This window comes from Polyangium mundeleinium, assembly GCF_028369105.1.
GTDB lineage: Bacteria > Myxococcota_A > Polyangia > Polyangiales > Polyangiaceae > Polyangium > Polyangium mundeleinium.
Genome location: NZ_JAQNDO010000001.1, coordinates 4,770,785 through 4,793,762, shown reverse-complemented (window position 1 = coordinate 4,793,762; position 22,978 = coordinate 4,770,785). Strand labels below are relative to the sequence as shown.

Sequence of the window (22,978 nt, the reverse complement as noted above, 5' to 3'; positions counted from 1 at the left end):
CTTTTTTCGGCGGACCTGTGCGCCGTTCTTCCGGAAGCACTTCGATAAGGCAGGCGGACAAACGCACAAAAGCGAAGAGGGCCCGCTCCCCGTGGGGAACGAGCCCTCTCGTCGCTCGCGCGACGCTGTGCGCTTACTTGCGGATGTTGAGGCGGCTGATGACCGACCGGTAGCGCTCGATGTCGATGCGCTTCAGGTAGTCGAGCTGGCGGCGGCGCTGGCTGACGAGCTTGAGAAGGCCACGACGCGAGTGGTGGTCCTTCTTGTGCGTCTTGAAGTGCTCCGTGAGCTGCGTGATCCGCTCGCTGAGGAGCGCGATCTGCACCTCGGGCGAGCCGGTGTCGCCCTCGTGCGTGCGGAACTTGTCGATGATCGACGTCTTGTGAATCGGATGAAGCATCGGTCTGTCACTCCTCGGCGTATCCTGGCGCTGCCGAGCGCCCGGATCGGCCAAGCGTCGCCCGACGGCGAGCGTGCGCCCGGAGCGGCGCGTGCCCACGTGATCGGGCCGAACGAAAAACGGAGGCGGAGTATACGCATCTCGTCCGTTCGGTCAACGGGCCGTGTTGCCCCGAGGCGAACGAGCAAGGTTTGCGGCGGGATTGTCCCCCTCGGGAAGCCGACTTCCGCTAGTCTGCCTCGCGATGGCCGGTAATGTTCGGCCCCCCGATTCGGGGGCTTCTCCCCATATGGCTGCGTCCTCGTCGGCGCAGCCGTCGATCGTCGTGGGCCCCGCGACGACGAACCTCACCGGGATCGGCTCCGCGGCCACCGGATACGGATCGGCCGACTCGTTCGTCGCGGGCATCGCCGCCCCGCAGCGCACCTGCCCGACGTGCAACAGCCGCTACCCGGGCGAGTACAAAGTCTGCCCGCAGGACGGCGCCGAGCTCGCGGAGGAGACGCAGGACGAGCTCGTCGGCCAGACCCTGCGCGAGTCGTACACCATCGTCCGCGTGATCGGCGAAGGCGGCATGGGCCGCGTCTACGAGGCGCGCCACACGCGCATCGGCTCGAAGCGCTTCGCCATCAAGATGCTGCACCCGGAGTACGCGCGTCAGGCCGACGTGCTCTCCCGCTTCCAACGCGAAGCCGAGGCTGCGGCGCAGATCAAGAACCCCCACGTCATCGACGTCTACGACATCGATCGCACCGCCGACGGGCGCCCCTTCATCATCAGTGAGCTGCTCGACGGCAAGGAGTTCGCCGACCTGCTCACGCAGCGGGGCAAGATGGCCGTGGCGCCGGCCGTGCGCATCGTCCGCCAGGTCTGCAAGGCCCTCGCCGCCGCGCACGCGAAGGGCGTCGTGCATCGCGACATGAAACCGGAGAACGTCTTCCTCATCGGCGATCTGAACCGCCCGATGGCGAAGGTGATCGACTTCGGCATCTCGAAGGTCGAGGACAACACGGCGGGCAAGGCCCTCACCCGCACGGGGATGATCATGGGCACGCCCTCGTACATGGCGCCCGAACAGGCGCGTGGTCACCGCGTCGACCACCGCGCCGACATCTACGCCGTGGGCGCGATGCTCTACTGCGCCCTCACGGGCAAGCGCCCGTTCGACAACGGGGATCCCGCAGCGACGCTCATGGCCGTCCTCTCCGAGGATCCGCCGCGTCCGCGCTCGCTCGAGATGAGCATCCCCGAGACGCTGGAGATGGTCATCCAGCGGGCGATGGCCAAAGAGCCGGACGATCGTCACCAGAGCATGGCCGAGCTCGACGCCGATCTCGCGGCCTGGGACACGGAGGAACCGGCCGGCGCCGCGATGGTCGCCATCGCGGATCCTACCGCGACCGGGACCGCGACGCGCCCGTCGGCCCTCTTCATCAAGCAGCAGCAAGAGGCCACGATGGCGCGGCCGATGCTCGTGCTCATGATGGCGCTCGGCGTCTTCTTCACGCTCGGCGGCCTCATCACGACCGCGGCGTCCATCTTCCGCATCACGCGCGGCGGCGGCGCGACGGCGAACCTGACCGTCTCCGAGTCCGTCCTGCTCCTGCTGCTCATCCCGGTCGCGCTCGCGACGCCCATCATCCTGTTGATCCGCCACATCCGGAAGACGGTCTGGGACAACACGGTCAAGGCGATCGAGATGCTCGGACGGCTGCGTCGCCCCGTGGTCGTGGGCCTCTGCGCCTACGGGTTCGGCGCGATGCTCGTGCGGCTCATCGAGTCGGTGCTGCTCCGGCGCGCGGTCGGCGTGGCGTGGCCCGTGTGGGACGTGCTCCTGCTCGTCATCGCGTTCATCGCGGCGCTGGTGGCGCACCTCATGCTCGATGACAACAAGAAGGCTGGTTAACGCCGCCCGCCCCGCCCACGCGGCGGCGGGGGTGGTGGCATGACGAGCGCGTCGGCGCTGCCGAGGCCCTGGGCGCGATCGAGGTAGGCCTGGAGCATCACGGCGGCGGCCATGCCGTCGATGACGCCCTTTTGCCGCTTGCCCGAGGTCCCGCTCTCCCGGAGCTTCCGGGCCGCCTCCACGGTCGTCCAGCGCTCGTCGAAGAGCTCCACGGGCACGCCTGTGGCCTGGCTGATCTCCTGAGCGAGGTCCGCGGCGCGCGTGGCCATGGGACCGTGCGCGCCGGACATGTCGAGCGGCAGGCCGACCAGGAAGAGGCCCACCCCTTCCTCACGGGCGAGCTCGCCAAGGGCGCGAATCAGCGCCTTTTTGTCGCGCCCGTCGAGTGGGGGCCGGGGGTGCGCGAGCAGCCCGAGCTCGTCGGCGATCGCCACGCCCACCCGGGCCTTGCCCAGGTCGAGCGCGCAGACGCGCGGGGGGTTTCGGGGGTTCGAGGGCACAGCTCCGCTTGTCGGAGCGGAGCCCCTATCGTTCGGCATCGGGGGACGGCCAGGACGCTCTGCCATACCCGGGACAAGGGAGGACAGACCCCGTCGTACGTCAAGAGGTCGGCAGTGCTTGACCCTCATCGGCTCTCCGACCATAAGCCGCGGCGGACATGGAACTTCGCGCGGTCAAGGGGATGAACGACATCCTGCCGGACGAGGCGGCGCGCTGGCAGCGCCTCGAGCAGGCGTTCCGCGAGCACGTCGCTCGGTACGGCTACGACGAGGTGCGCACGCCGATCCTCGAACACACCGCGCTTTTCTCGCGGCAGATCGGCGAGACGACCGACGTCGTGGAGAAAGAGATGTACTCGTTCGCGCGGCACGGCGACGAGCTCACCGTGCGCCCCGAAGGCACGGCCGGCGCGGCGCGTGCGTACGTCGAGCACAAAGTCCACACGAAGGAGCCCGTCTCGCGCTGGTCCTACCTCGGCCCGATGTTCCGCGGCGAACGGCCGGCGAAGGGTCGCTACCGGCAGTTTTACCAGGCGGGATGCGAGCTCTACGGCGACGCAGGTCCCCTCGCCGACGCCGAGATGATCGAGATGATCCTCTCGCTCCTCAACCGAGGGCTCGGCATCGGCAACATCGAGGTGCGGCTGAACTCGCTCGGCGCGTCGGGCACACGCGCGCGGTATCGCGACGCGCTCGTCGCGCACTTCACGCCGATGAAGGACAAGCTCTCCGAGGACTCGCAACGCAGGTTGGAGAAGAATCCGCTGCGCATCCTCGACTCGAAGGATCCGCGCGACCGCGAGGCCTCGAAGGGCGCGCCCTCGATCCTCGAATTGCTCGACGAGGCCGACGCTGCGCACTTCGCGGGCGTGCGCCGTCACCTCGACGCGCTCGACGTGCGGTACATCGTGGATCCCACGCTCGTGCGCGGGCTCGACTACTACACGCGCACGCTCTTCGAGTTCGTCACGACCAGCGGGGATCTCGGCGCGCAGAGCACGGTCGTCGGCGGGGGCAGGTACGACAACATGATCGAGGGCCTCGGCGGCCCGAGCGTGCCCGCGATCGGCTTCGCGATGGGCATCGAGCGGCTGCTCACGTTGATGCCCGCCGAGGCTCCGCGCGAGCGCCCCGCGATCTACATCGCGCCGCTCTCCGACACGTGCACGAGCCGCGCGCTCGTGCTTGGCCGTGACCTCCGTGCGCGCGGCGTGCGTGTCGAGGTCGACGGCCGCGGCGGCCGCCTCAAGGCGATGCTCCGCCGCGCCGACGCGCTCGGCGCGAAGCTCTGCGTGATCCTCGGCGATGGCGAGCTCGAACGGGGCGTCGCGTCGGTCAAGGACCTCGCGGGTCACAAGCAGGACGAGGTGCCGCTCGCGGACGCGGCGGACGTCCTCGCGGCGCGGGCGCGGGCCGAGGCGTCTCCTCCGCCGGGCGAGGCGCGGTGAGCGTCCTTCGAAGGCGCGGCGCCTCGCTGGCCTCTCTCGTGATCGCGGCGCTCGTCGCGGTCCCTCTGGTCTCGCACGCGCAGGGCGGCATGGGTCCGGGCGGGCCTGGGGGAGGTCCTCCGCCATCGCAGGGGCGCCCGAAGCAGCCACCTCCGGACCAGCCGCAGACGCACGCCGCGTCCGGCGCTGACGAGGCAGGGCAACTCCAGACGCAGGAGCCCTCGCTGCCGCAGGATCCGCTGGCGGTCCCGCCGGCCGTGGCGAAGCGCCTCGGATCGAGCGCCGATCCGGAGGCGACGCCGCCCCTCGAGCCATCCGAGCGCCGCTTTTATGGCCTGTGGTATTCGGAGAAGAGCCCGAAATACGAATTTCGCACGCTCTTTCCTCTGTGGGCCGAGTGGAAGAAGCCGCAAGAGAAGGATCGTTCGAGCCTCTTCGGACTCTTCTATTACAACCGCCGCAGCCCCAAGGCCGACGCCGACGTCCTTTTCCCGCTGTTCTGGCGGCTCCGTGACGGCGAGACTCGCACGACGGTCGTCGGCCCGTACGTGCACCAGGAGCGCGAGGCGACGGCGAAGCAGCCAGCGAGCCACATGAACCTCCTTCCCCCGCTCTTCTTCGAGGGGAAGACGGGGTCGAAGAGTTATTTGCACATCCCGCCGCTGCTGACGTTCACGCAGCACACGGATCACGACGGCCTCGACATCGTCGGCCCGATGTTCTGCAAATGGAAGGGCGGCCCTGCGTGCGATTCGCGCACCGCCGACGAAATCGACCTCGGCGTCGCTCCGCTTTATTTCTACGGCCGGAACGAGACGACCGAATACGAGGTCATCCCGCCGCTCCTTCATTATTATCGTTACAACGAGATCGGCGAGACCTATCTCAACGTCTGGGGCCCGTACATCCGCCGCCACGACAAAGAGAGCGACAGCCGCCACGTCGTGCCGTTCTATTGGCACACCTGGGGCAAGAACAAGGAAAACCTCACGGTCTTCCCGCTCTTTCATTATGGCTACGAGGGCAACGCCTCGCGGCTCGCGACGCCGCTCTTTTATTGGGAGCGAGGCGAGAAGGGCGAGAAGACGTTCGCGACCTGGGGCTATGCCCATTACCAGGGCCGCACCGAGCTCCAGATGATCACGCCGCTCTACTGGCATTACCGTGATCCGGACATCGGGCTCGACCGGAAGCTCTTCTTGCCATTCTTCTACAAAGGCGAATCGCCGCGCGGCAAGGAGCTCGCGGTCTTCCCCTTCTATGGCCGGTTCCAGCGATACGGCCTCAGCGACGAGACGTGGATCACGCCGCTCTTCCGGTATCGCACCGACACCACGGGCTGGGCGGCGAACCTCTTCCCCATCTTCCACATGGGGCGCACGCATCAATCGTCGCACCTCGTGCTCGCGCCCTTCGTGTGGGATTTCGCCTCGCCGACGTCGCGCGCGACGGTCGTGCTCCCGGGCTTCTTCCGCTTCGCCGACCAGGACGGCGTCTCGCAGCTCGCCCTGAACACGTTCTATCGCGAAAAGAAGGTCGCGAACGGATCCGAATGGGAGTTCCACTTCTTCCCGTTGTTCTCGTACGGCCAATCGCCCACCGGCCACTGGTGGAACGTCCTCTACGGTTTGGCGGGGTATACACGCGACGGGACGATGTCCAAGATGCGCCTCGCCTACATCCCGATCACGCTCAGCAAATGACCCGGCCGCGCGGAGCCTTTCCGCGCGGCGAATGGCGTGGTACCGTAGGCGCGTGCCTGCTTTCCGCCGTGTCGCTTCCCTGGGGATCGCGCTCGCTTCGCTCCTCGTGACCCGAGCGGAAGCGCAGGCGGCGCCGTGCGGGCGAGTCCGATTCGTCACAGTCTACGATTCACACGGCCTCACAGCGTTCGGCGACCGGCTCGACGCCTGGCTGCTCGCGCAAAAAGACGCCGAGCTCGAGAGCTACACGCTCGGAGGCGCGTCCACGGAATGGCTCCTCACGGCGAAGGTATCGCGGAGGGGCTACCATTACCATAGCTGCGACAAATCGCCGATCCAGGCGCGGGTCCGGCTGCCGGAGCGCAAGCTGCGCGCGCCGGCGATCGACGAATTGCTCGCGCCGCCCGGTACGTACGAAAAGCAGGTCGTCCTCGTCGGGCTCGGCAGCAACATGCCCGGGGAACCCTCGCTGCAGGTCGGGAACGTCGAGCAAACCGTCCGGCGTATCCGGTCGCGGCCGAATACGGTCTGCATCTGGATCGGCCCGCCCTCGATGCGGAAATGGTCGCCCGCCTTCGGGGACAAGGTCTACGCGATGCTACACGCCGGCATCAAGGCTGCCGGGGACGACCCGAAAGCCACGCCGGCCTGCCACCTCGTCGACAGCCGGAAGCTCTCGGCCTACCCCGACGGCGGCGATGGCTGGCATTACGGTTTTTTCCCGGCCGGCATCGCGGCTGCCACGAAATGGGCGGACGGCGTCACCGGCGAGGTCGAGAAGATTCTCCGCGCCTCGCGCCCCACGCCCGCGCCGATGGCCAAAAACGAGGCAAGCACGCGGCAGCCTCCCTTCTTGACGCCGAGCCCCTGACGCGATTCACGCGCGTCCGGCCTGTGGCCCTCTTCGCCGGACGCGTCGCTTCATCGCAAACCCGATCCCGTCCTCCAGGGTGGACCGTGTCGTGACGCGCCCGAAATCCACCTGGAGCTCCACGAGCGTCCGCGCGATCTCCGGGCCGATGCCCACGAGCACGCTCTGGCAGCCGAGCAGATCGGCCGCTTGCACCGCGCGCACGAGGTGCCCCGCGACGGCCGTATCGAACGTCGGGACACCCGTCACGTCGAGGATCACGATCTCGGCGCCGCGCGCGTGAATCGCGCCGAGCAACGTCTGCAACGCGCGTTCGGCCCGCCGATCGCTGATCTCGCCGACGAGCGGCAGAAGAAGCACGCCCGGCCCGACCTGGAGCACCGGCATGCTCATCCGATCGAGCATCGAGGTCTGCGCCTCGATGATCGCGCGTTGCTCGCGGTTCTCCGCTTCGAGCCGCTCGGCCCGCTGCAGGCGCTCCTTCATCGTCGTGATGTCGGTGACGATGCCGCAAAGACCCACCACCTCACCGCCGACGTTCCGCAGCGGGAACTTGCGCGTCCAGATGGTGCGCGTCACGCCGTCCGAACTCGTGGCCAGCTCCTCGTTCTCGTTCGACTGACCGCTGCGGAACACGACGTCGTCGAAGTGCCAGAAGACCTCGGCCTGCTCCTTCGGCATGAAGTCGGGATCACTCGCGCCGATCACCACCTCGTAGGGCTGGCCGACCAGACGGCAAAACCCCTGGTTGCAAGCGATCAGGCGGGTCGAGGTCCTTGACGAAGATGGGATCGGGGATCGTGTCGAGGACGAGCTGCAGGAGCAGGAACGTCTTCCAGTCGGCTCGCTCGATGCTTGGAAGGAGGAATCCCGCGTCGCTCACGATGCCCCCCGCGCGCTCAGCCCGTGATCCCCCAGGTCCGCGCGATCTCGCGTGTCTCCACGTGCTCGGGGATCGCGGCGAACGTTTGTCGCGCGTCCGGATCCGTGACCGTCGTCGTGCGCCGATCGATCTCTTGCAGCGCCTCCGCGAGGACGGCGCGCGCCTCCTCGACCTCGCCCGCCGCGTGGAGCGCGCGCGCGAGAATCAGCCGCACGAGCCCCTCGCCCTCTTCGAGCGCGCCCACCTCCGTGAGGAGCTTGCGCGACGCGCGCGCGTTCACGAGCGCCTCGTCCACGTTGCCCACCGCGAGCAGCACCCGCGCGAGCGTCGCGTGTCCGTGGCAGAGGTACGGCGGCGCCACCACGAGCCGATCCACCGCGCGCCGCGCCTCGGCCTCCGCCTCCGCGAGGTCGCCCCGCATCAGGTGGATCGTCGCGAGCTCGTCGCGCCCCACGCCTTCGAGCCGACGATCGCCGTGCGCCGAGAACTCCGCGACGGCCTGCTCTTCGAGCGTCTTGGCCTCGTCGAGCCGGCCCATCCGCGCGAGCGCGTACCCGAGGTCGCGCTGCGCCGACGAAACGATGTGCTTCGCGCCCATGCGCTCGGCGTCCACGATCGCCGGCACGAGCGCCTTCTCCGCGCCGATCCAGTCGCCGACTTCGAGACACGACGCGCCGTAGTTCGCGCGCTGGAGGCACGCGTTGCGCACGTCGCCGGCCTTCTCGAAGCCCTCGGCCGAGAGCGCGAAGTACCGCGCCGACGCGCCCGTCTCGCCCACGAACGGCGCGCGGAACGCACGCGCCCGCTCGCGCCAGCCGACGGCCAGCGGCTTCTCCGACGCGCCCCCGAGCCGCTCGAGCTCCTTGAACAGCGACTCCGCGAGCTCGTTTTTTCCGAGCAAGAGCGCCGCCGTCGACGTGCGCGAGAGCGCGGCGATGTGCCCGTCGCTCGCGGGCGCCTCCTGCATGCACGCGACCGTGAGCAGCGCGTCGCCGAGGACCTCGACGCGCTCGACGCTGCCGAGCTTGCCGAACACGCTCGCCATCTCGCCGACCGCAAAGAGCCACGGATCGCTGCCCGCGGGCAGGATCTGGATCGCTTCGAGGCCGCGCTCTTCGGCCTCGGCGAACTTGCCTTGCCAGCGGTACGCCTCGGCCTGGCGCAGCCGGAGGCGACCGAGCTCTTCGCCCTGCGCGCCGCAGGTGATCGCTCGCTCGCTCCGCTCGATCACGGCCTCGAAGTCGCTGCCTTCGAGCGCCGTCTCCGCCGCGCGCCCGTACCACGAGGCCGCGCGGATCAGATCCCCGCCGCGCTCGTGGTGCTGCGCGAGCACCATCGCCTCGGTCTCGCCCACCGATTCGAGCCACGCGGCCGCGAGACGATGGCCGAGCATGCGATCGGCGTCCGTCAGCGTCGCGTACGCCGCCTCGCGCACGAGCGCGTTGCGGAACGCGTGATCCTCCTGATCGAGGAACCTGCGCGAAGTGCGGCGCACGACGAGCTCGCGCTCGACGAGCGTGCCGAGCGCATCACGCACGGTCGCCTCTTTTTTCTCGCCGCCGACGAGCGCGGCCACGCCCGCGGGCCAGAAGACGTCGCCGAACACGCTCGCGGCGCGGAGCATGCGACGCTCGACGGCCTCGAGCTCTTCGAGGCGCGCTTGCACCATCGCGAGCACCGTGCCCGGCAGCGCGTCGCCGCGGCCCGAGGCAACCGCGCGCACGATCTCTTCGAGGTAAAACGGATTGCCCGCCGCGCGCTCGATGATGCGCGCTGTGAGATCCGGCGTGACCGAGTTCCCGAGCCAAACCTTGCAGAGCTGCTCGCTCGCCCGCCGCCCGAGCTCGCCGAGGCGAACCTCCTGCATGCCGCGCTCCTCCCACAGGCGCGGGAAGACGCGCGAGATCTCGGTGCGCGCGAGCGCGAGCACGCAGAGCGGCTTCTCCCGCGCGTGGCGCAGCGCCGCGTCGATGAGACGCACCGTCGACAGATCGCCGAAATGCAGATCGTCGAGCAGGAGCAGCACGGGCTTCTTCGTGCACTCGGCGAAGAGCCAGTCCTCGAACGCGCGGCGCATCTGATCACCCATCAGCATCGCGTCCGCGCGGGCCGCGGCGAGCAGGTGACTGCGCTCCGCCGGCAAACGCAGGCCGAGGATCTCGCCGAGGAAGACGGTCACGCGCACGACGTCGTCGGCCGCGACGCACGACGAGACACGCGCGAGGAGTTTTTCCTCCTGCACGGACGCGAGCGCGCCGACCTCGATGCCCGCGGCGGCGCGGATGATCTGCGCGAGCATGTTGAACGTGGAGCCCGCGGCCATCGGATCGCCGCGCGCGACCCACACTTCGAGGTCGTGCCCCGCCGCGTCGAGCCTGCGGAGCACCTCCGTCGCGACGCGCGATTTGCCGACACCCGCGGGCCCCGTCACCAGCGAGACGCGCGCGATCGGCTCCGCGATGCTCTCCTCCATGATCGCGACGAGCGTGCCGATCTCGCGCTCGCGCCCGACGCACGGGCTCGGCTTGCCGAGCAACGTGCGCGCCGCGTCGGCCCGATCCCGCACGGCTTCGAGCACCCGCGTGTGCCCCTCTTCCCGCACGTCGAAGCGCGCGTCGAGCAGGCCCGCTGTCACCTCGTCGACGAACACGCGCCCCTCCATGTGCACGCCCTCGCGGCGCGCCGCCGAGAGCGTACGCGCAGCCGACTCCGCGGCCTCGCCGACCGGGAGCTGCTGGGCCACGAGGCCACGCCCCGTCGCCACCGCGATCGGCACGCCCGGCAAGAGCTCGCGGAGCGAGATCGCCGCCCGCGCGGCCCTCGCCGCGAGATCGATCGCGGCCGCGGCGCCCGTGAACACCGCGAGCAGCGAGCCGTCGACGAGCTGCTCGAGCTTGCCGCCGTACGCCGCCGCGGCGCCGTTCAGATCGTCGAGCGTGCCCGCGGTGCCGCTCACCGCGTCGCCGCCCAGGCTCGGCAGGCTGCGGCGGAGGATGGCCTCGGCCATCATCCCCGGCGTGAGCGTCACGTCCGTCTCGGGGGAGTCGCCGTCCGCGATCGTCTTCGAAAACGTGCTCGTCGCGAGCACCACGCAGAGGAGCTGCTGCTCACGCACGGTGATCGCCGGCCTGCTCACCACGGACGAGTGCACGAGCTCGCTGCTCGATGGCCCTCCGGGCAGCGGCCCGAGCGCGTCGAGCGCGGCCACGATCATCGATCCGTCGCGCGGCCTGCCCGCGGGATCCTTGCAGAGCATCGACGTGACCAGGAGATCGAGCGCGGCCGGCGTCTCGCTGCGGATCGTGCGCACGCGCGGCGGCTCCTCGAACAGGATGCGCGAGAGCGTGGCCATGAGCTGCTCCGACGCAAACGCGGGCCGCCCCGTCAGGCACTCGAAGAGCATCGCGCCGAGGGAAAACACGTCCGCGCGCGCGTCGACGTCCTTGCGCCCTTGCGCCTGCTCGGGGGCCATGTACCCGGGCGTCCCGAGCAACGTGCCCGTGCGTGTCGCGAGCGTCCGGCCGTACCCGAGCCGCGCGATGCCGAAGTCGAGCAGCTTCGCCTCGTCCACGTCGCCGCGCGGCAGGAACACGTTGCTCGGCTTCACGTCGCGATGAACGATGCCGCGTGCGTGGGCTGCGCCGAGCGCGTCCGCCACGCGCCGCGCGAGCCGGATCGCCTCGTCGAGCGGCAAGCGGCTGCGCGCGAGGCGATCGGAGAGGTCCTCGCCTTCGAGCCACTCCATGACGAGGAAGAGCTCGCCTGCGGGCAGCGAGCCGTGAGAGACGTACCGGACGATGCCGGGGTGCCGGAGCTCGGCGAGCAAGACGGCTTCGGCCGAGAAGCGCTCCATCTCGCGTACGTTGCGTCCGCCGAGGACCTTGACCGCGACCACGGCGCCCGTCTCCAGATCACGCGCGCGGTAGATCGTGGCCATCCCGCCCGCGATCGTGTGATCGTCGAGCTCGAAGCGCGCGGCGACCCGCATTCCTGGCTTCAACATCGCCCCGGAATTCTATCCGGGCGGATGCGCGATCATCCAAGTCATTTCGCGGCCCTCCGCGCGGCCCTTGAAACGACCTGGGCGATTCGTGGTCAGGGCCGACACCAAGACAAAAGCCCTACGACAGCGCGCGGCCCCCCCTTGCTCGTGCACCTTCCGGCGGCGCATGATGCACACGTCAAATGGGCCATTTCCTCATCGGTGACGCGGATTTCGAGTACCGGAGCTTCGCGACGTTCCCGCTCCTCGAGCACGTCCTCGGGGTCGGGCGGATGTTCTGCGCGCCGCGCTTCGAGCTCGTCGACGCGGAGGGCGAGCCGATCCACGACGAAGACGCGTTCCTCGCAGAACTCGGCGAATCCGCGCCCGAGCTCTTTTTGCCGTACGGCGAGGACCTCGTCAGCCTGCCCTCCACCGCGGATCTCGACCTCGTCCTCGGGCACCTGCTCGCCCGCGTCAGGCAAGCGGACGAACGAATCCGCGCCCTGCGAAGCAGCGGGCAGGAAGGCGCGCGCGTGCGCTGGTCCCTCCCCTTCGTGTGGGAGTTGCGCAAAGACGAGTGGGGCGCGCTGCTCGCGACGATCCAGGCGGCCCTGCCCGAGGGGACATCGCTCTCGCTCGAATTTTTGCAGGCCGAGGAGACGGAAGGGCTCTTGGATCGGCTCTTCGATGAGGAGACGCGGCTCGGGCAGCTCCGGGATGCCTTGTCGGAGACGCACGGCTTCGGCCTCGCGGCGCTGGCGTTCGCGGTCGCGCACGACATGCCGACGTTCACGGTCGAGGACGAACCGGTGTTTTACGAGTTCGACGAGGAAGGCGAGGCCCGGCGATTCATGAACCGGCTCGAATCGACGGTGCTCGCGGCGCCGGAGGAGACGCGGATCGAGCAGGTGAACGTGCACGCGGATTCGGCGCTGCAGGCGCTCGAAGAGGAGCGGATCGCGGACGCGCTCGCGGACGCGCGGCAGGCGCGGTCGTGGACGTGGGGCGTGCGGGACGCGGCGGCGATCGCGGCGGCGTATCGCGCGAGCGCGACGGCGTGGCTCGAAGCGGGGGAGCTCGATCGCGCGATCACGGACGCGTCATGGACGATTTACCTGGAGCCGGACGCGGACGCGTTCGATACCCGCGGGATCGCGCGGCACCTCGGGGGCGATGTAGAGGGGGCGATCGCCGATTACACGGCCTCGCTGGAGCTCGCGCCGGAAGCAGCACGGGTGCTGTCGAATCGGGCCGAGGCGTTTTTCGATCAGGGGAACGACGAGGCGTGCCTCGCGGACGCGGAGCGCTCGATGGCGCTGGATCCCGAATATGCGACGGCGTTCGTCTGGCGAGGGCGGGCGCTTTTGCGGATGGGGCGCGCGGAGGAGGCGAGAGCGGACGCGGAGCGCGGGGCGGCGCTGGGGGATGCGGCACTGCTCGACGAGCTTCAGGGAGCGCCGGTCCAGGGGTAGGCGTGTTTTTCCTGGAAATGTAACGGTCCGACAACCGAGCTTCGGTTTACCGCGCCGGCGAGAGCGCCCGCCCGTGCCTCGTGACGACCTTCTGGATCACCGCGAGCACATCCTCCGCGGAGAACGGCTTTTCGAGCACCGGCCGCCCCGATTCCGCGAGGAACCGCTCCACGTCGGCGCCGAAGCCGACGCCCGTCATGAACACGAATCGCTTCGCGACGTCGGGTTTGACCGCGGCGACCTTCTCGTAAAACGCCTCGCCGCTCATCCCCGGCATCCGGAGATCGCAGAGGATCACGTCGAACCGCTGCGCCGAGAGGGCTTCCATCGCGCCCTGCGCCCCGCCCGCCACGGAGACCTCGTGCACCCGGCCGATCTCCTCGGCGAGGGCACGCGCGAGCGGCGCCTCGTCCTCGACCACGAGCACACGCACGCCGCTCTTGATCGAGCGCGGCGGCGTCGAGGGCATCGGCGGGATCGACGAGTCGCCCCGGCCTGCGGCGGGCAAGACGATCACGAAGCGCGCGCCGCGCGGCGGCTCTTCGGTCTCGACGGGACTCTCGACGTAGATGCGGCCGCCGCTGCGCTCGATGATCTCGCGGCTGATCGAGAGGCCGAGACCCGTGCCCGCGCCGGGCTCCTTCGTGGTGAAGAAGGGATCCCATATCCGATCGAGGATCTCCGGCGAGATCCCGACGCCCGTGTCGCGCACCTCGATCTCCACCGTGCGTGGATCCTCGCTGCGCGTCGTGACCGTGACGGCGGGCTCGCCGGGCGCGTTGCGCGGGATCGCCTGGGCCGCGTTGACGAGCAGGTTCACGAGCACCTGCCCGAGCCGGCCCTCGTCGATGATGACGGACGGCACGTCGCCGAGGTCGCGGACGATCCGCGCGCGCTCGATGATCTGGCCCCGCGTGAGCGAGAGCGCGCTCTCCACGGTGCGGTTCACGTCGACCGCGATGCGGCGGGTGCCGGCCGGCGCGCGCGCGAACATGCGGAGGTCGCGGACGATGTCGACGATGCGACGCGTCGAGTCACGCAGCTCGCCGAGCATGTGGTGCACCTGCTCGGAGACGGTCGCGCCGAGCTCGACGCCGGGGCCGTCGAGCATGCGGGCCATCATGTCGATGCCGAGCAGGATGAACGCGGCGGGGTTGTTGATCTCGTGCGCGACGCCGGCGGCGAGCGTGCCGAGCGTGGAGAGGCGATCGGCCTGGATGAGGCGCGTGCGCGCGGCGTGCTCGACGCTCACGTCCATGAAGAGGCCCTCGATCGCGACGACCTCGCCACCCTTGCCGACGAGCGGGTAGATCGTGCCGCGCGCGGTGATGGCGTGCGCGCCGCGGCGCGCGAGGCGGGCCTCGTACGGCGAGGAGCGCATGCCCGCGCGGGCCCGGAGAACGGCCTCGTCGTAGGCGGCGGCGCCTTCCTGATCGACGTGCACGCCGCACAAAAACCCCGGCGTGGCGAGCGCCTCGTCGAGCGGGACGCCGAGCAGCCGCTCGGCGCAGTGGTTCAGGTACACGAGCTCGAGCGTCCTCGGATCGAGCCGGAAGATCACGAGCGGAGCGTTGTCGAGCAGCGTGCGGTGCTGCTCTTCGAGCTCACGAATGCGCGCGAGGTGCGCGACCACCTCGCCTTCGCTCGCCTCCCACGCCGAGAGATCACGCAGGAGCGCGTGGCATGCGACGAGCGGATCGTCCTCCACGGCCGTGATCGTCACGGCCACGGGCAGCCGGCGCGCCTCGCCTTCGGGCGTACGCGCGACGAGGACGAGGCGCGCGTCTGGCTGCGGCAACCCCACGGCCGGATCGGGCTCGGGATCGAGGAGCGAGCCGATGCTCCGGCCGATGAGCGCCTCGCGCGCGTGGCCCGTGAGCGCGAGCGCGGCGCGGTTCGCGTCGGTGACGCGGCCGCTCCGGTCCCACGCGAGCATCGCGTCCCCCGAGGTGTCGAGGATCATCGCGAGCCTGCGCTCCCGCGCGGACCGAAGCGAACGTTCGATGCTCGCGCCGAAGATGTCCCCGATCTCCTCGATCATGTCGACCGGCGCCCGGCTCGCGGCGCCCGGCTCCGCGAACGTCATGGTGAACGTGGCGAGCGCGCGCTTCCCATCCGGCGAGCGCACGGGCGCGGCCACGTAGGACCGGTAGCCAGCCTCGCCGACCGAACGCTCGATCTCGTTGCCGAGGCGCGTGTCGTCGCAGATGTACGGCCGAACCTCGACGTAGACGCGCTGGTAGAAGCTCGGATCGAAGGGGATGCGGGCGCCGAAGCGGACGTTGCCGGGCAGGTTCGGATCGGCGGTGTCGGTGTAGAAGCGCTGGTGTCCCTCGTCGTCCGGCAGGAGCACGGCGATGGAGGCGAACGAGAGGTGCGCCGCGAGCGTGCGCGAGAGGTCCTCGAACGCGGCCGACGCGAGCAGGCTCGGGTGACGAGCCGCCACGCGGAGCACGGCGTTGAGGACGACGAGCTTGTCCGAATCGGGCACCAATCCCTCCCTCATGGAAGCGCGCCCCCGGCTTTCGTGGCCTCGGGGACGGCCGGCGCGGGTGCGCCCGTGCAACGAGCATACAAGCTCGCCGCGGCTTCGCGTCGCGCACGTGGCACGTCTTTCCGCGCGACGTAGGCGAGCGTCATCCGCTCGGCGGTCGGACGATCGTCGAGCGCGCAGGCCGTGACCAGGCGCAGGCGCTCGGCCTCGGCCGCGACCCGACCGATCACGAGGCGGCGTCCGAGCGCGCGATCCAGCCGCCGGGCGGCCTCGGCGAAATCGCCGCTGCCCACGTAGCTGCGCGCGAGCAGGTAGTCGGGCAGGCCGTCGTCCGTCGCGCTCGCGGCCCACGCGCCGAGCTCCTCCGCAGCGCGCACCTTGTCGGGCCCGTGGCCCGTCGTACCCACGAGCAGGGCGACGATCGCGTCCTTGCCGCGCGGGTTCTGTGTGGCTTCGAGCTTCACGTCGAGGGTGCGGAGCGGGTCCTCTTCGACGGTACGGGACATGACCTCGCGATAATGCACCATCGCGCGCTCGTGATCGCCCTCCGCGAGCGCGATGTCGCCGAGCTCCTCCAGGGCGCGGTCGCGGACGTGACGGGAGAAACGCGCCTCGTCGGCGATCGCCTGGAGCTCGGCCTTGCCCGCATCGGGCTTGCCGAGACGAACGAGGGCGCGGGCGATGGAGACGCGCGCGCCGCTCTCGCCCGGATCGAGCGCGAGGGCTTCGCGGAGCGCCTCGATCACGCCCTCATCGTCGCCGCGGGCCTTCTGCTCCTCGGCGCGCTTGCGGCAGGCGTCGACCACGTGCGGGCACCGCCGGCCGAAGATCCCGGGCCGCTCGAAACGCGCGCGCGCCTGGGCCACGGCCGCCTCGGGCAGCACCACGCGATCGAGGTCCTCGTGAAACGACCGCTCGAGCTCGTCCCAGCTCGCGCCCGTGATCTCCGGCAGCGGTCCGCCGCCGTACCACGCGCGCACCGCCGCCGCGCCGTACCGTTCCTTGACGAACCCCACGAACGCGCCGCTCGCCGTGTAGGCGACGCTGGAGTTTTCCCCGAGAAACCCGAGCGCGAAGAGGCGCGAGAGCTTGGGGAGCTTGCCGAGGTCCTTCATGGCCTTGGCCCACTCACGGGCCGAGAGCGCGCCCTCGTGTGGCGAGGTCGCGACGGCGATGCCCTCGATGAGGCCGGGGTTCGGCAAGAGGCCGCCGAGGCTGCCGGCGATGCGGAAGGGCCCGCGGCCGAACGATCCGGCCATCACGTGCGCGATCTCGTGGCCGAGCACGGGGTGCGGATAGCCGTTCTGCTGGACGTAGACTTCGTTCCGCCAGGGCTTGGCGATGTAGGTGTCGGCCGCGCCCATGAGCGCGCCTTTTTGCGCGGGATCGGCGAACAAGTACGCCGTGATCTTGGCGGGCCCTTTCGTCTCCAGCCACGCCTCCTGCGCGACGACGTGCGCAGAGCAGTCCCGCGCGAAACGAAGCGCGTCCTCGCGGGGCATGCCGCGCGGGTAGACGACGTCGCAACGCTCGCTCTCGACCCTGCCGCCAAGCGTCTCGGCGATGCTCATGGGCGTGTGCCAGTGCCCGAGGCGATGACCAAAGAACGTCATCCCGAGGCTCGCCGCAGCCGCGAACACGCCGAGCACGATCGCACTCGGCTGGTTGATCGAGCGGCGCGCGAGCTTGCCTTCGTCCGTGCGCGCGAGGTGCGACGCGAGCACGGCGCCCGCGAGGAGCGTCGCGGCCGAACCCGCTCGGTACGCGTAGAGCCCCGAGGCGTCGATGACCGTGTCGTAGAGGCTGCCGCTGAAGTAGCCGACGAACGGGTCGTACGCGAAGACCATCGGGCTCGTGTAGAAACGGACGAGCGAGACCCCCACGGACGCGAGCGGCGCCGCGAGCGCAAGCAGCACCGCGCAGAGCCGCCGCCGCTTCACGCGCCCCGCGATCTCGCCCGCCGTCGCGCCCCAGGCGCCCGCGAGCAGCGCGCCGACCCCGGGGCCGAGGGCAAACAGGACCGAGCCGGAGAGCGGATCACAGAACCCCGCACGCAGGCCATGGACGATCGTGACGAGCCACGCGACGCCCACGAACAGCGCGCCCCGCGCGAGGCCCGAGGCGAACGCGTCGAACGGCGCCGGGCGTGCCTTGCTCGTCTCCAGCGCCGTCGTGATCGCCGCGGCGCTCGGCACGACGAGTCCCGCGGCGAGCGCGCTCTCGTAGCCGGGCCCATCGAAGAGCGGCAGAAACCCGATCGCGCCCACGAGCAGCACGACCGCCCCGATGCCGATCGAGGACGGCCGCGCGCTCGCCAGTCGTTGGAGGTTCACGCTCACGCCAGGGGCGGCGGCGTGCTCACGGACGTTTGTCGCGGGGGTTCGAGCACGAGCGGGAGGATCTCATCCATCGCGTTGACGAGCGTCACCTTGACCTCGTCGAGGATGTCCTGCGGCACGTCTTCGAGATCCTTGCGGTTCTTCGCGGGGATGATGACGTGCTTGATGCCGGCGCGGTGCGCGGCGAGCAGCTTCTCCTTCACGCCGCCCACGCTCATGATGCGGCCGCGCAGCGAGATCTCGCCCGTCATCGCGATGTCCGAGCGCACCGGGCAGCCGAGCAGGAGCGAGCAGACCGCGGTGAACATCGTCACGCCCGCGCTCGGCCCGTCCTTGGGCGTGCCGTGCTTCGGGATGTGCACGTGCAGGTCGATGTTCTTCAGCCACTCGGGATCGAGGTGCAGCTCGCCGGCCTTGCTGCGGACGAAGGAGACGGCCGTCGTGGCCGACTCCTGCATCACGTTCTTCATGTTGCCGGTCAACACGACGTTGCCCTTGCCGGGCATCTTGGTGGCCTCGATGAAGAGGATCTCGCCGCCCGTGGGCGTCCACGCGAGGCCCGTCGCCACGCCCGGTTCGAGGTTGCGCTCGGCGATCTCGGGGCGATGCTTGTGCGGGCCGAGGACCTTCTCGACGTGCTCGGGCGAGACGACCTCCAGCACCGCGTTGCCTTCGGCGAGCTTGACCGCCGTGGCCCGACAAACCGCCGCGATCTCGCGCTCGAGCCCGCGCACGCCGGCCTCGCGCGTGTAGTGGTCGACGAGCGTGGCGATGCCGGGCTCGGTGAACTCCAGCCGCTCGTCCGTGAGGCCGTGCGCCGAGAGCTGCTTCGGCACGAGGAACTCGCGCGCGATGCCGAGTTTGTCCGTGCGCGTGTAGCCCGGGACCTCGATGACCTCCATGCGGTCGAAGAGCGCAGGCGGGATCGTTTCGCGGTTGTTCGCCGTGGCCAGGAACATCACCTGCGACAGGTCGAACGGCATGTCGAGGTAGTGATCCTGGAACGTCGAGTTCTGCTCGGGATCCAGCACCTCGAGGAGCGCCGCCGCCGGATCGCCGCGCAGATCGACGCCCATCTTGTCGACCTCGTCGAGGACGAGCACCGGGTTCTTCGTGCCGGCCTTCTTCAGCGCTTGCAGGATGCGACCCGGCAAGGCGCCGACGTACGTACGGCGATGGCCGCGGACCTCGGCCTCGTCGCGTACGCCGCCGAGCGCGATGCGCTCGTACTGGCGGCCCATCGCGCGGGCGATCGAGCGGCCGAGCGAGGTCTTGCCGACGCCGGGCGGCCCGATGAAGAGCAGGATCGGGCCCTTCTTGTCGGCCCGGAGCTGCCGGATCGCGGCGTACTCGACGATGCGCTTCTTCACCTTTTCGAGGCCCATGTGGTCCTCGTCGAGGCAACGGCGCACCTCCTGCACGCTGATGCGATCGACCGTCGTCTTCGACCACGGCAGGTCCGCGATCCACTCGACGTACGTCCGCGTGACGTTGTACTCGGCCGACTGCTGCGCCATCGAGCGCATGCGGCCGAGCTGCTTCTTCACGACCTTCTCGACCTCGGGCGGGACCTTCGCGCGGCGCACACGCTCGCGCAGCTCCTCGATCTCGTCGTCCTCGCCCGCCTCGCCGAGCTCCTCGCGGATGCTCTTCATCTGCTGGCGCAGGATGTACTCGCGCTGGCTCTTGCCCATCTCCTCCTGGACCATGGAGGAGATCTCCTTCTTCACGCGCAGCACTTCGAGCTGGCGACCCACCATCGCGAGCACGAGCCGCACGCGGGCCTTCACGTCGAAGGCCTCGAGGATCTCCTGCTTGTCGGCGACGGACGCCTGCGCCTGCGGGAAGTTCGAGGCGATGAGATCGGCGAGCGCGCCGGGCTCGCGCACGTTGTCGAGGATGCCCGCCGTGTCGCGCGGCAGGTTCGGCATGAGCTGCAGGACCTCGCGCGTCGCTTCGCGCAGGCCCGTGCCGAGCGCGTCGAGCTCGACGTCGCGGACGAGCGACTCGGGGATGCGCTCGATCTTCGCGCGCATGTACGGCTCGAGCGTGACGATGTTCTTCACGCGGAAGCGGCCGAGCCCGTTCAGGACGACGGAGTAGTTGCTCGGTCCGAGGCGGATCACCTTCACGACCCGCGCGATGGTGCCGACCGTGTAGAGCTCCTTGAAGGTCGGCTCGTCGATCTCGGGTGAACGCTGGCTGATCACGCCGACGAGGGCCCGCTCGCGGCCGAGGAGGTCCTCGACGAGCCGGACACTGCGGGGACGCCCGACGTTGATCGGGACCACCGACATGGGAAACAATACGGAATTCCGCAGCGGGAGGATCGGGACGCTATCCTCTCCCGAGGAAGAGGGTGGTCGAGAGGGGGGCGCGCCGTTCGAGGCCATACGCGCGACACCCTAGTACATTTTTTGCGGACCCGCTCGTAACGCGCAGGCCCGGCGCGGGTCGCGTCAGAAGTCGCGAATTTTCCAGAGCCCGTGCTCGCGAACGAGGGCGACCGTACCGCCGGCGCCGTAGGACATCGACGCGCTGTCGCCGGTCTCCTCGATGACGGCCGTCGGCAGCGCGGTGCGGATGGCCTGGACAATCCGGTTGATCTGTTCCTTCTGCGGGCCTTCCCAGGCCGCGCGAAGTTTTTCCGCCGTGAGCTCCGTGCCGGTCGTCTTTGCGGCTGCGGCGTCGTCTTTTTTTCCGGCCGGCGGGGCGGCCTCGGGCGTCGCGGCGGGCGCTGGCTCTTCGCCGAGGGCGATGCCTTCTTTTTCGGCGTCGGGGACGTAGCGAAGGACGACGTCGTAGCGCTTGCGCTCGAAGGCCCGCAAGAAGCCCGCGAGCGCCTGGCGCGGCGTGGCCTGGCTGTAGAGGTCGATCGCGGCGGCGTCGATGCGCCATTTGCCGTCTTCGTAGACGAGGAGCAGCTCGTCGCCGTTCGGCAAGCTCACGGTGGCCGTGACGAGCGGATCACTCGAGGGGCGCGAGACGGCGCGGGCGATCTCGATGACCTCGTCCGGGCTCTCCTTCACGGCGCGGCGAAACGCTTCGAGCGACATCGAGCGCTTGGCGTCGTCGGAGAGCAGGCGATAGGCCTCGTCGACGCGGCCTTCTTCGAGGGCGCGGGCATAGGCGCGGAGCGTGTCGCTGGGCCCTTGCTGGACGAGGGTGCTCGAGCTGCAGGCAGTGCCGAGGAGCGCGAGGGCGACGAGCCAGGCGGGGAGCTTCACGAGGCGGGCATAACACATCCTGGGCGCAGGAGCTTCGCCTGGGGCGCGCCCGGGGGCTACGATGGCCGCCATGCCGCGTGCTAGCCGGGTCGAACGCGTGACCCACGAGACCCGCATCGCCGTCGAGGTCGATCTGGACGGGACCGGAAAAAGCCGCATCACGACGCCGCTGCCGTTCCTCTCGCACATGCTCGATCAGATCGCCCGGCACGGGCTCTTCGACCTGACCGTGGAGGCCCAGGGCGACGTGGAGATCGACGGGCACCACACGACCGAGGATCTCGGGATCGTGCTCGGCTCGGCCGTCGCGCAGGCGCTCGGGGACAAGGCGGGGATCACGCGTTACGGCGAGGCGACGTTGCCGATGGACGAGGCGCTCGTGACGTGCGCGCTCGATCTCTCGGGTCGACCGTATTTCGTGTTCCGCGTACCGCTCCCGAAGGCGAAGGTCGGGACGTTCGACGTGGAGCTCGTGCCGGTGTTTTTCGAGGCCTTCGCCCGATCGGCGCAGTGCAACTTGCACCTCAGAATGCACGAGGGCGAGAACCTGCACCACATCATCGAGATCAGCTTCAAGGCATTCGCGAAGGCGCTGATGCGGGCGACGCGGATCGATCCACGCGTGGCGGGCGTGCCGTCGACGAAGGGAAGCCTCTAGCCATGGCGCGGGTCGTCGTCGTGGATCTCGGGATGGGGAACCTGCGCAGCGTGGAGCGGGCAATCACGCGCGCGGCCGAGGATCGCGGCGTGGCGAGCGAGGTCGTTCGCAGCGGGCGAGCCGAAGACGTGCTCGGCGCGGACAAGATCGTGGTGCCCGGGCAAGGCGCGTTCCGCGATTGCGCAGCGGCGCTCGCGGGCGAGCTCGGCGAGGCGTTGCGGGAGGCCGTGCGCCGCGGCAAACCCTATCTCGGCATTTGCTTGGGGCTGCAAGCGCTGTTCGCGTCGAGCGAGGAGGCGCCGGGGGCCACGGGGCTCGGTGTGTTTCAGGGCGCCGTGCGGAGGCTCAATCCAGGGGCGGGCGCGGACGTGGTGAAGATCCCGCACATCGGCTGGAATCGGCTGGAGATGAAGCGGGCGCCCGAGGGCGCGCTCGGCGCGTGGGGATCGGAGGCGCCCCACGTGTACTTCGTGCACAGCTATCACGCGGTGCCGGAGGATCCGTCGATCGTGGTGGCGACGGTGACGCACGGGCCGAACGTGGTCACGGCGGCGGTCGCGCGGGACAACGTGACGGCCGTGCAATTCCACCCCGAAAAGAGCCAGGGCGCGGGGCTCGTGCTCCTCGGGGCGTTCGTCGCGGCGTAACGATTACCGCTCGAAGAACATGGCGGTGAGGCGCGGATAGAGCTTCCGGACGCCGGGGACACTCGCGGCCATGGACGAGAGCACGTCCCAGTGATCGCGGTGGTAGACGACGACGCCGCTCTCCGAGCGGAACTCGCTCACGCCCGGGGCCGTGATGGTGAGGCCCATCGGGCCTTCGATCGTCGCGGTCCACGCGAGCATGAAATGAGGCTCCTCGCCGACGAGCGCGAGGTCGTCGAAGCGCATTTCCCGGAGGCGCTTGAAGAGGTTCTCGTTGATGCGGAGGAAGCGGTCCTTGCCCGTGACGTCATTGAAAGGATCGACGAAGCGGACGTCGGGCGCGTAGATCGCGTCGAGGTCCGCGAGGACCTTCTCGCGGCGGATGTGGTAGGTGGCGAAGAGCGTGAGGATGCGCTCGGGCAGCGTGGGCATGCTGCCCGATATA

Annotated in this window: 16 protein-coding genes; 7 read left to right on the top strand and 9 right to left on the bottom strand. The window is 69.7% G+C overall.

Annotation, left to right across the window (positions count from 1 at the left end; genetic code table 11):
• Positions 1-133: 133 nt before the first annotated feature.
• Complete coding sequence (gene rpsO, locus POL67_RS19075; RefSeq protein WP_271919017.1) at positions 134-400, bottom strand: 30S ribosomal protein S15; 267 nt, start codon at positions 398-400, stop codon at positions 134-136.
• A 289-nt stretch (positions 401-689) separates the two neighbouring features.
• Between rpsO and POL67_RS19070 the strand changes: the two genes are divergently transcribed.
• The gene (locus tag POL67_RS19070) at positions 690-2,306 is read left to right on the top strand and encodes a serine/threonine-protein kinase (protein WP_271919015.1); all 1,617 of its coding nucleotides are present in this window, start codon (positions 690-692) and stop codon (positions 2,304-2,306) included.
• Here the strand turns inward: POL67_RS19070 and ruvX are convergent.
• The gene (gene ruvX / locus POL67_RS19065; RefSeq protein ID WP_271919013.1) at positions 2,303-2,806 is read right to left on the bottom strand and encodes a Holliday junction resolvase RuvX; all 504 of its coding nucleotides are present in this window, start codon (positions 2,804-2,806) and stop codon (positions 2,303-2,305) included. The two genes, POL67_RS19070 and ruvX, sit on opposite strands and share 4 nt — an antisense overlap.
• 158 nt (positions 2,807-2,964) lie before the next feature.
• On the opposite strand from ruvX, the gene hisS reads away from it, so the two are divergent.
• Genes hisS through POL67_RS19050 form a run of 3 tightly spaced genes read left to right on the top strand, consistent with a single transcriptional unit; the run spans position 2,965 to position 6,828 of the window.
• Entirely contained in the window at positions 2,965-4,254 is a 1,290-nt protein-coding gene (gene hisS / locus POL67_RS19060; RefSeq protein WP_271919011.1) for a histidine--tRNA ligase, read from the top strand.
• Positions 4,251-5,957 (top strand): hypothetical protein, encoded by a 1,707-nt coding sequence (locus POL67_RS19055; RefSeq protein ID WP_271919010.1) that lies wholly within the window; start codon positions 4,251-4,253, stop codon positions 5,955-5,957. Before hisS ends, POL67_RS19055 begins: the two co-directional genes overlap by 4 nt.
• A gap of 52 nt (positions 5,958-6,009) precedes the next feature.
• A complete protein-coding gene (locus POL67_RS19050; RefSeq protein WP_271919008.1) occupies positions 6,010-6,828 on the top strand; it encodes an SGNH/GDSL hydrolase family protein in 819 nt (272 codons plus the stop codon).
• Positions 6,829-6,834: 6 nt separating this feature from the next.
• Here POL67_RS19050 and POL67_RS19045 read toward each other — a convergent pair whose 3' ends face one another.
• Positions 6,835-7,539 (bottom strand): STAS domain-containing protein, encoded by a 705-nt coding sequence (locus POL67_RS19045; protein WP_271919006.1) that lies wholly within the window; start codon positions 7,537-7,539, stop codon positions 6,835-6,837.
• Between the two features lie 188 nt (positions 7,540-7,727).
• A complete protein-coding gene (locus POL67_RS19040; protein WP_271919004.1) occupies positions 7,728-11,714 on the bottom strand; it encodes a serine/threonine-protein kinase in 3,987 nt (1,328 codons plus the stop codon).
• Between the two features lie 182 nt (positions 11,715-11,896).
• Between POL67_RS19040 and POL67_RS19035 the strand changes: the two genes are divergently transcribed.
• The gene (locus POL67_RS19035; protein ID WP_271919001.1) at positions 11,897-13,168 is read left to right on the top strand and encodes a tetratricopeptide repeat protein; all 1,272 of its coding nucleotides are present in this window, start codon (positions 11,897-11,899) and stop codon (positions 13,166-13,168) included.
• A 46-nt stretch (positions 13,169-13,214) separates the two neighbouring features.
• On the opposite strand, the gene POL67_RS19030 is transcribed toward POL67_RS19035, so the two are convergent.
• From POL67_RS19030 to POL67_RS19015, 4 genes are all read right to left on the bottom strand, one after another.
• Positions 13,215-15,659 carry an ATP-binding protein gene (locus POL67_RS19030; protein WP_271918999.1) on the bottom strand — a complete coding sequence of 815 codons (2,445 nt, stop codon included), beginning with the start codon at positions 15,657-15,659 and terminating at the stop codon, positions 13,215-13,217.
• A gap of 11 nt (positions 15,660-15,670) precedes the next feature.
• Positions 15,671-17,995, bottom strand: coding sequence for a tetratricopeptide repeat protein (locus POL67_RS19025; RefSeq protein ID WP_271918997.1), 2,325 nt, complete (start codon positions 17,993-17,995; stop codon positions 15,671-15,673).
• A gap of 2 nt (positions 17,996-17,997) precedes the next feature.
• Positions 17,998-20,394, bottom strand: coding sequence for an endopeptidase La (lon, locus tag POL67_RS19020; RefSeq protein WP_271918995.1), 2,397 nt, complete (start codon positions 20,392-20,394; stop codon positions 17,998-18,000).
• A gap of 66 nt (positions 20,395-20,460) precedes the next feature.
• Entirely contained in the window at positions 20,461-21,228 is a 768-nt protein-coding gene (locus tag POL67_RS19015; protein ID WP_271918992.1) for a hypothetical protein, read from the bottom strand.
• A 70-nt stretch (positions 21,229-21,298) separates the two neighbouring features.
• Here POL67_RS19015 and hisB point away from each other — a divergent pair, with 70 nt between their 5' ends.
• Together hisB and hisH are read left to right on the top strand one after the other, a co-directional pair.
• Positions 21,299-21,886 carry an imidazoleglycerol-phosphate dehydratase HisB gene (gene hisB / locus POL67_RS19010; protein WP_271918990.1) on the top strand — a complete coding sequence of 196 codons (588 nt, stop codon included), beginning with the start codon at positions 21,299-21,301 and terminating at the stop codon, positions 21,884-21,886.
• A 2-nt stretch (positions 21,887-21,888) separates the two neighbouring features.
• Positions 21,889-22,533, top strand: a complete 645-nt coding sequence (hisH, locus tag POL67_RS19005; protein ID WP_271918988.1) for an imidazole glycerol phosphate synthase subunit HisH — start codon at positions 21,889-21,891, stop codon at positions 22,531-22,533.
• Between the two features lie 3 nt (positions 22,534-22,536).
• Here hisH and POL67_RS19000 read toward each other — a convergent pair whose 3' ends face one another.
• Positions 22,537-22,965 carry a nuclear transport factor 2 family protein gene (locus tag POL67_RS19000; RefSeq protein ID WP_271918986.1) on the bottom strand — a complete coding sequence of 143 codons (429 nt, stop codon included), beginning with the start codon at positions 22,963-22,965 and terminating at the stop codon, positions 22,537-22,539.
• Positions 22,966-22,978: the final 13 nt, after the last annotated feature.

Coding starts and splice junctions, on each gene's coding strand:
- rpsO (WP_271919017.1), bottom strand. CDS start 400: ATGCTTCATCCGATTCACAAGACGTCGATCATCGACAAGTTCCGCACG.
- POL67_RS19070 (WP_271919015.1), top strand. CDS start 690: ATGGCTGCGTCCTCGTCGGCGCAGCCGTCGATCGTCGTGGGCCCCGCG.
- hisS (WP_271919011.1), top strand. CDS start 2,965: ATGGAACTTCGCGCGGTCAAGGGGATGAACGACATCCTGCCGGACGAG.
- POL67_RS19040 (WP_271919004.1), bottom strand. CDS start 11,714: ATGTTGAAGCCAGGAATGCGGGTCGCCGCGCGCTTCGAGCTCGACGAT.
- POL67_RS19035 (WP_271919001.1), top strand. CDS start 11,897: ATGGGCCATTTCCTCATCGGTGACGCGGATTTCGAGTACCGGAGCTTC.
- lon (WP_271918995.1), bottom strand. CDS start 20,394: ATGGCCTCGAACGGCGCGCCCCCCTCTCGACCACCCTCTTCCTCGGGA.
- hisB (WP_271918990.1), top strand. CDS start 21,299: ATGCCGCGTGCTAGCCGGGTCGAACGCGTGACCCACGAGACCCGCATC.
- hisH (WP_271918988.1), top strand. CDS start 21,889: ATGGCGCGGGTCGTCGTCGTGGATCTCGGGATGGGGAACCTGCGCAGC.
- POL67_RS19000 (WP_271918986.1), bottom strand. CDS start 22,965: ATGCCCACGCTGCCCGAGCGCATCCTCACGCTCTTCGCCACCTACCAC.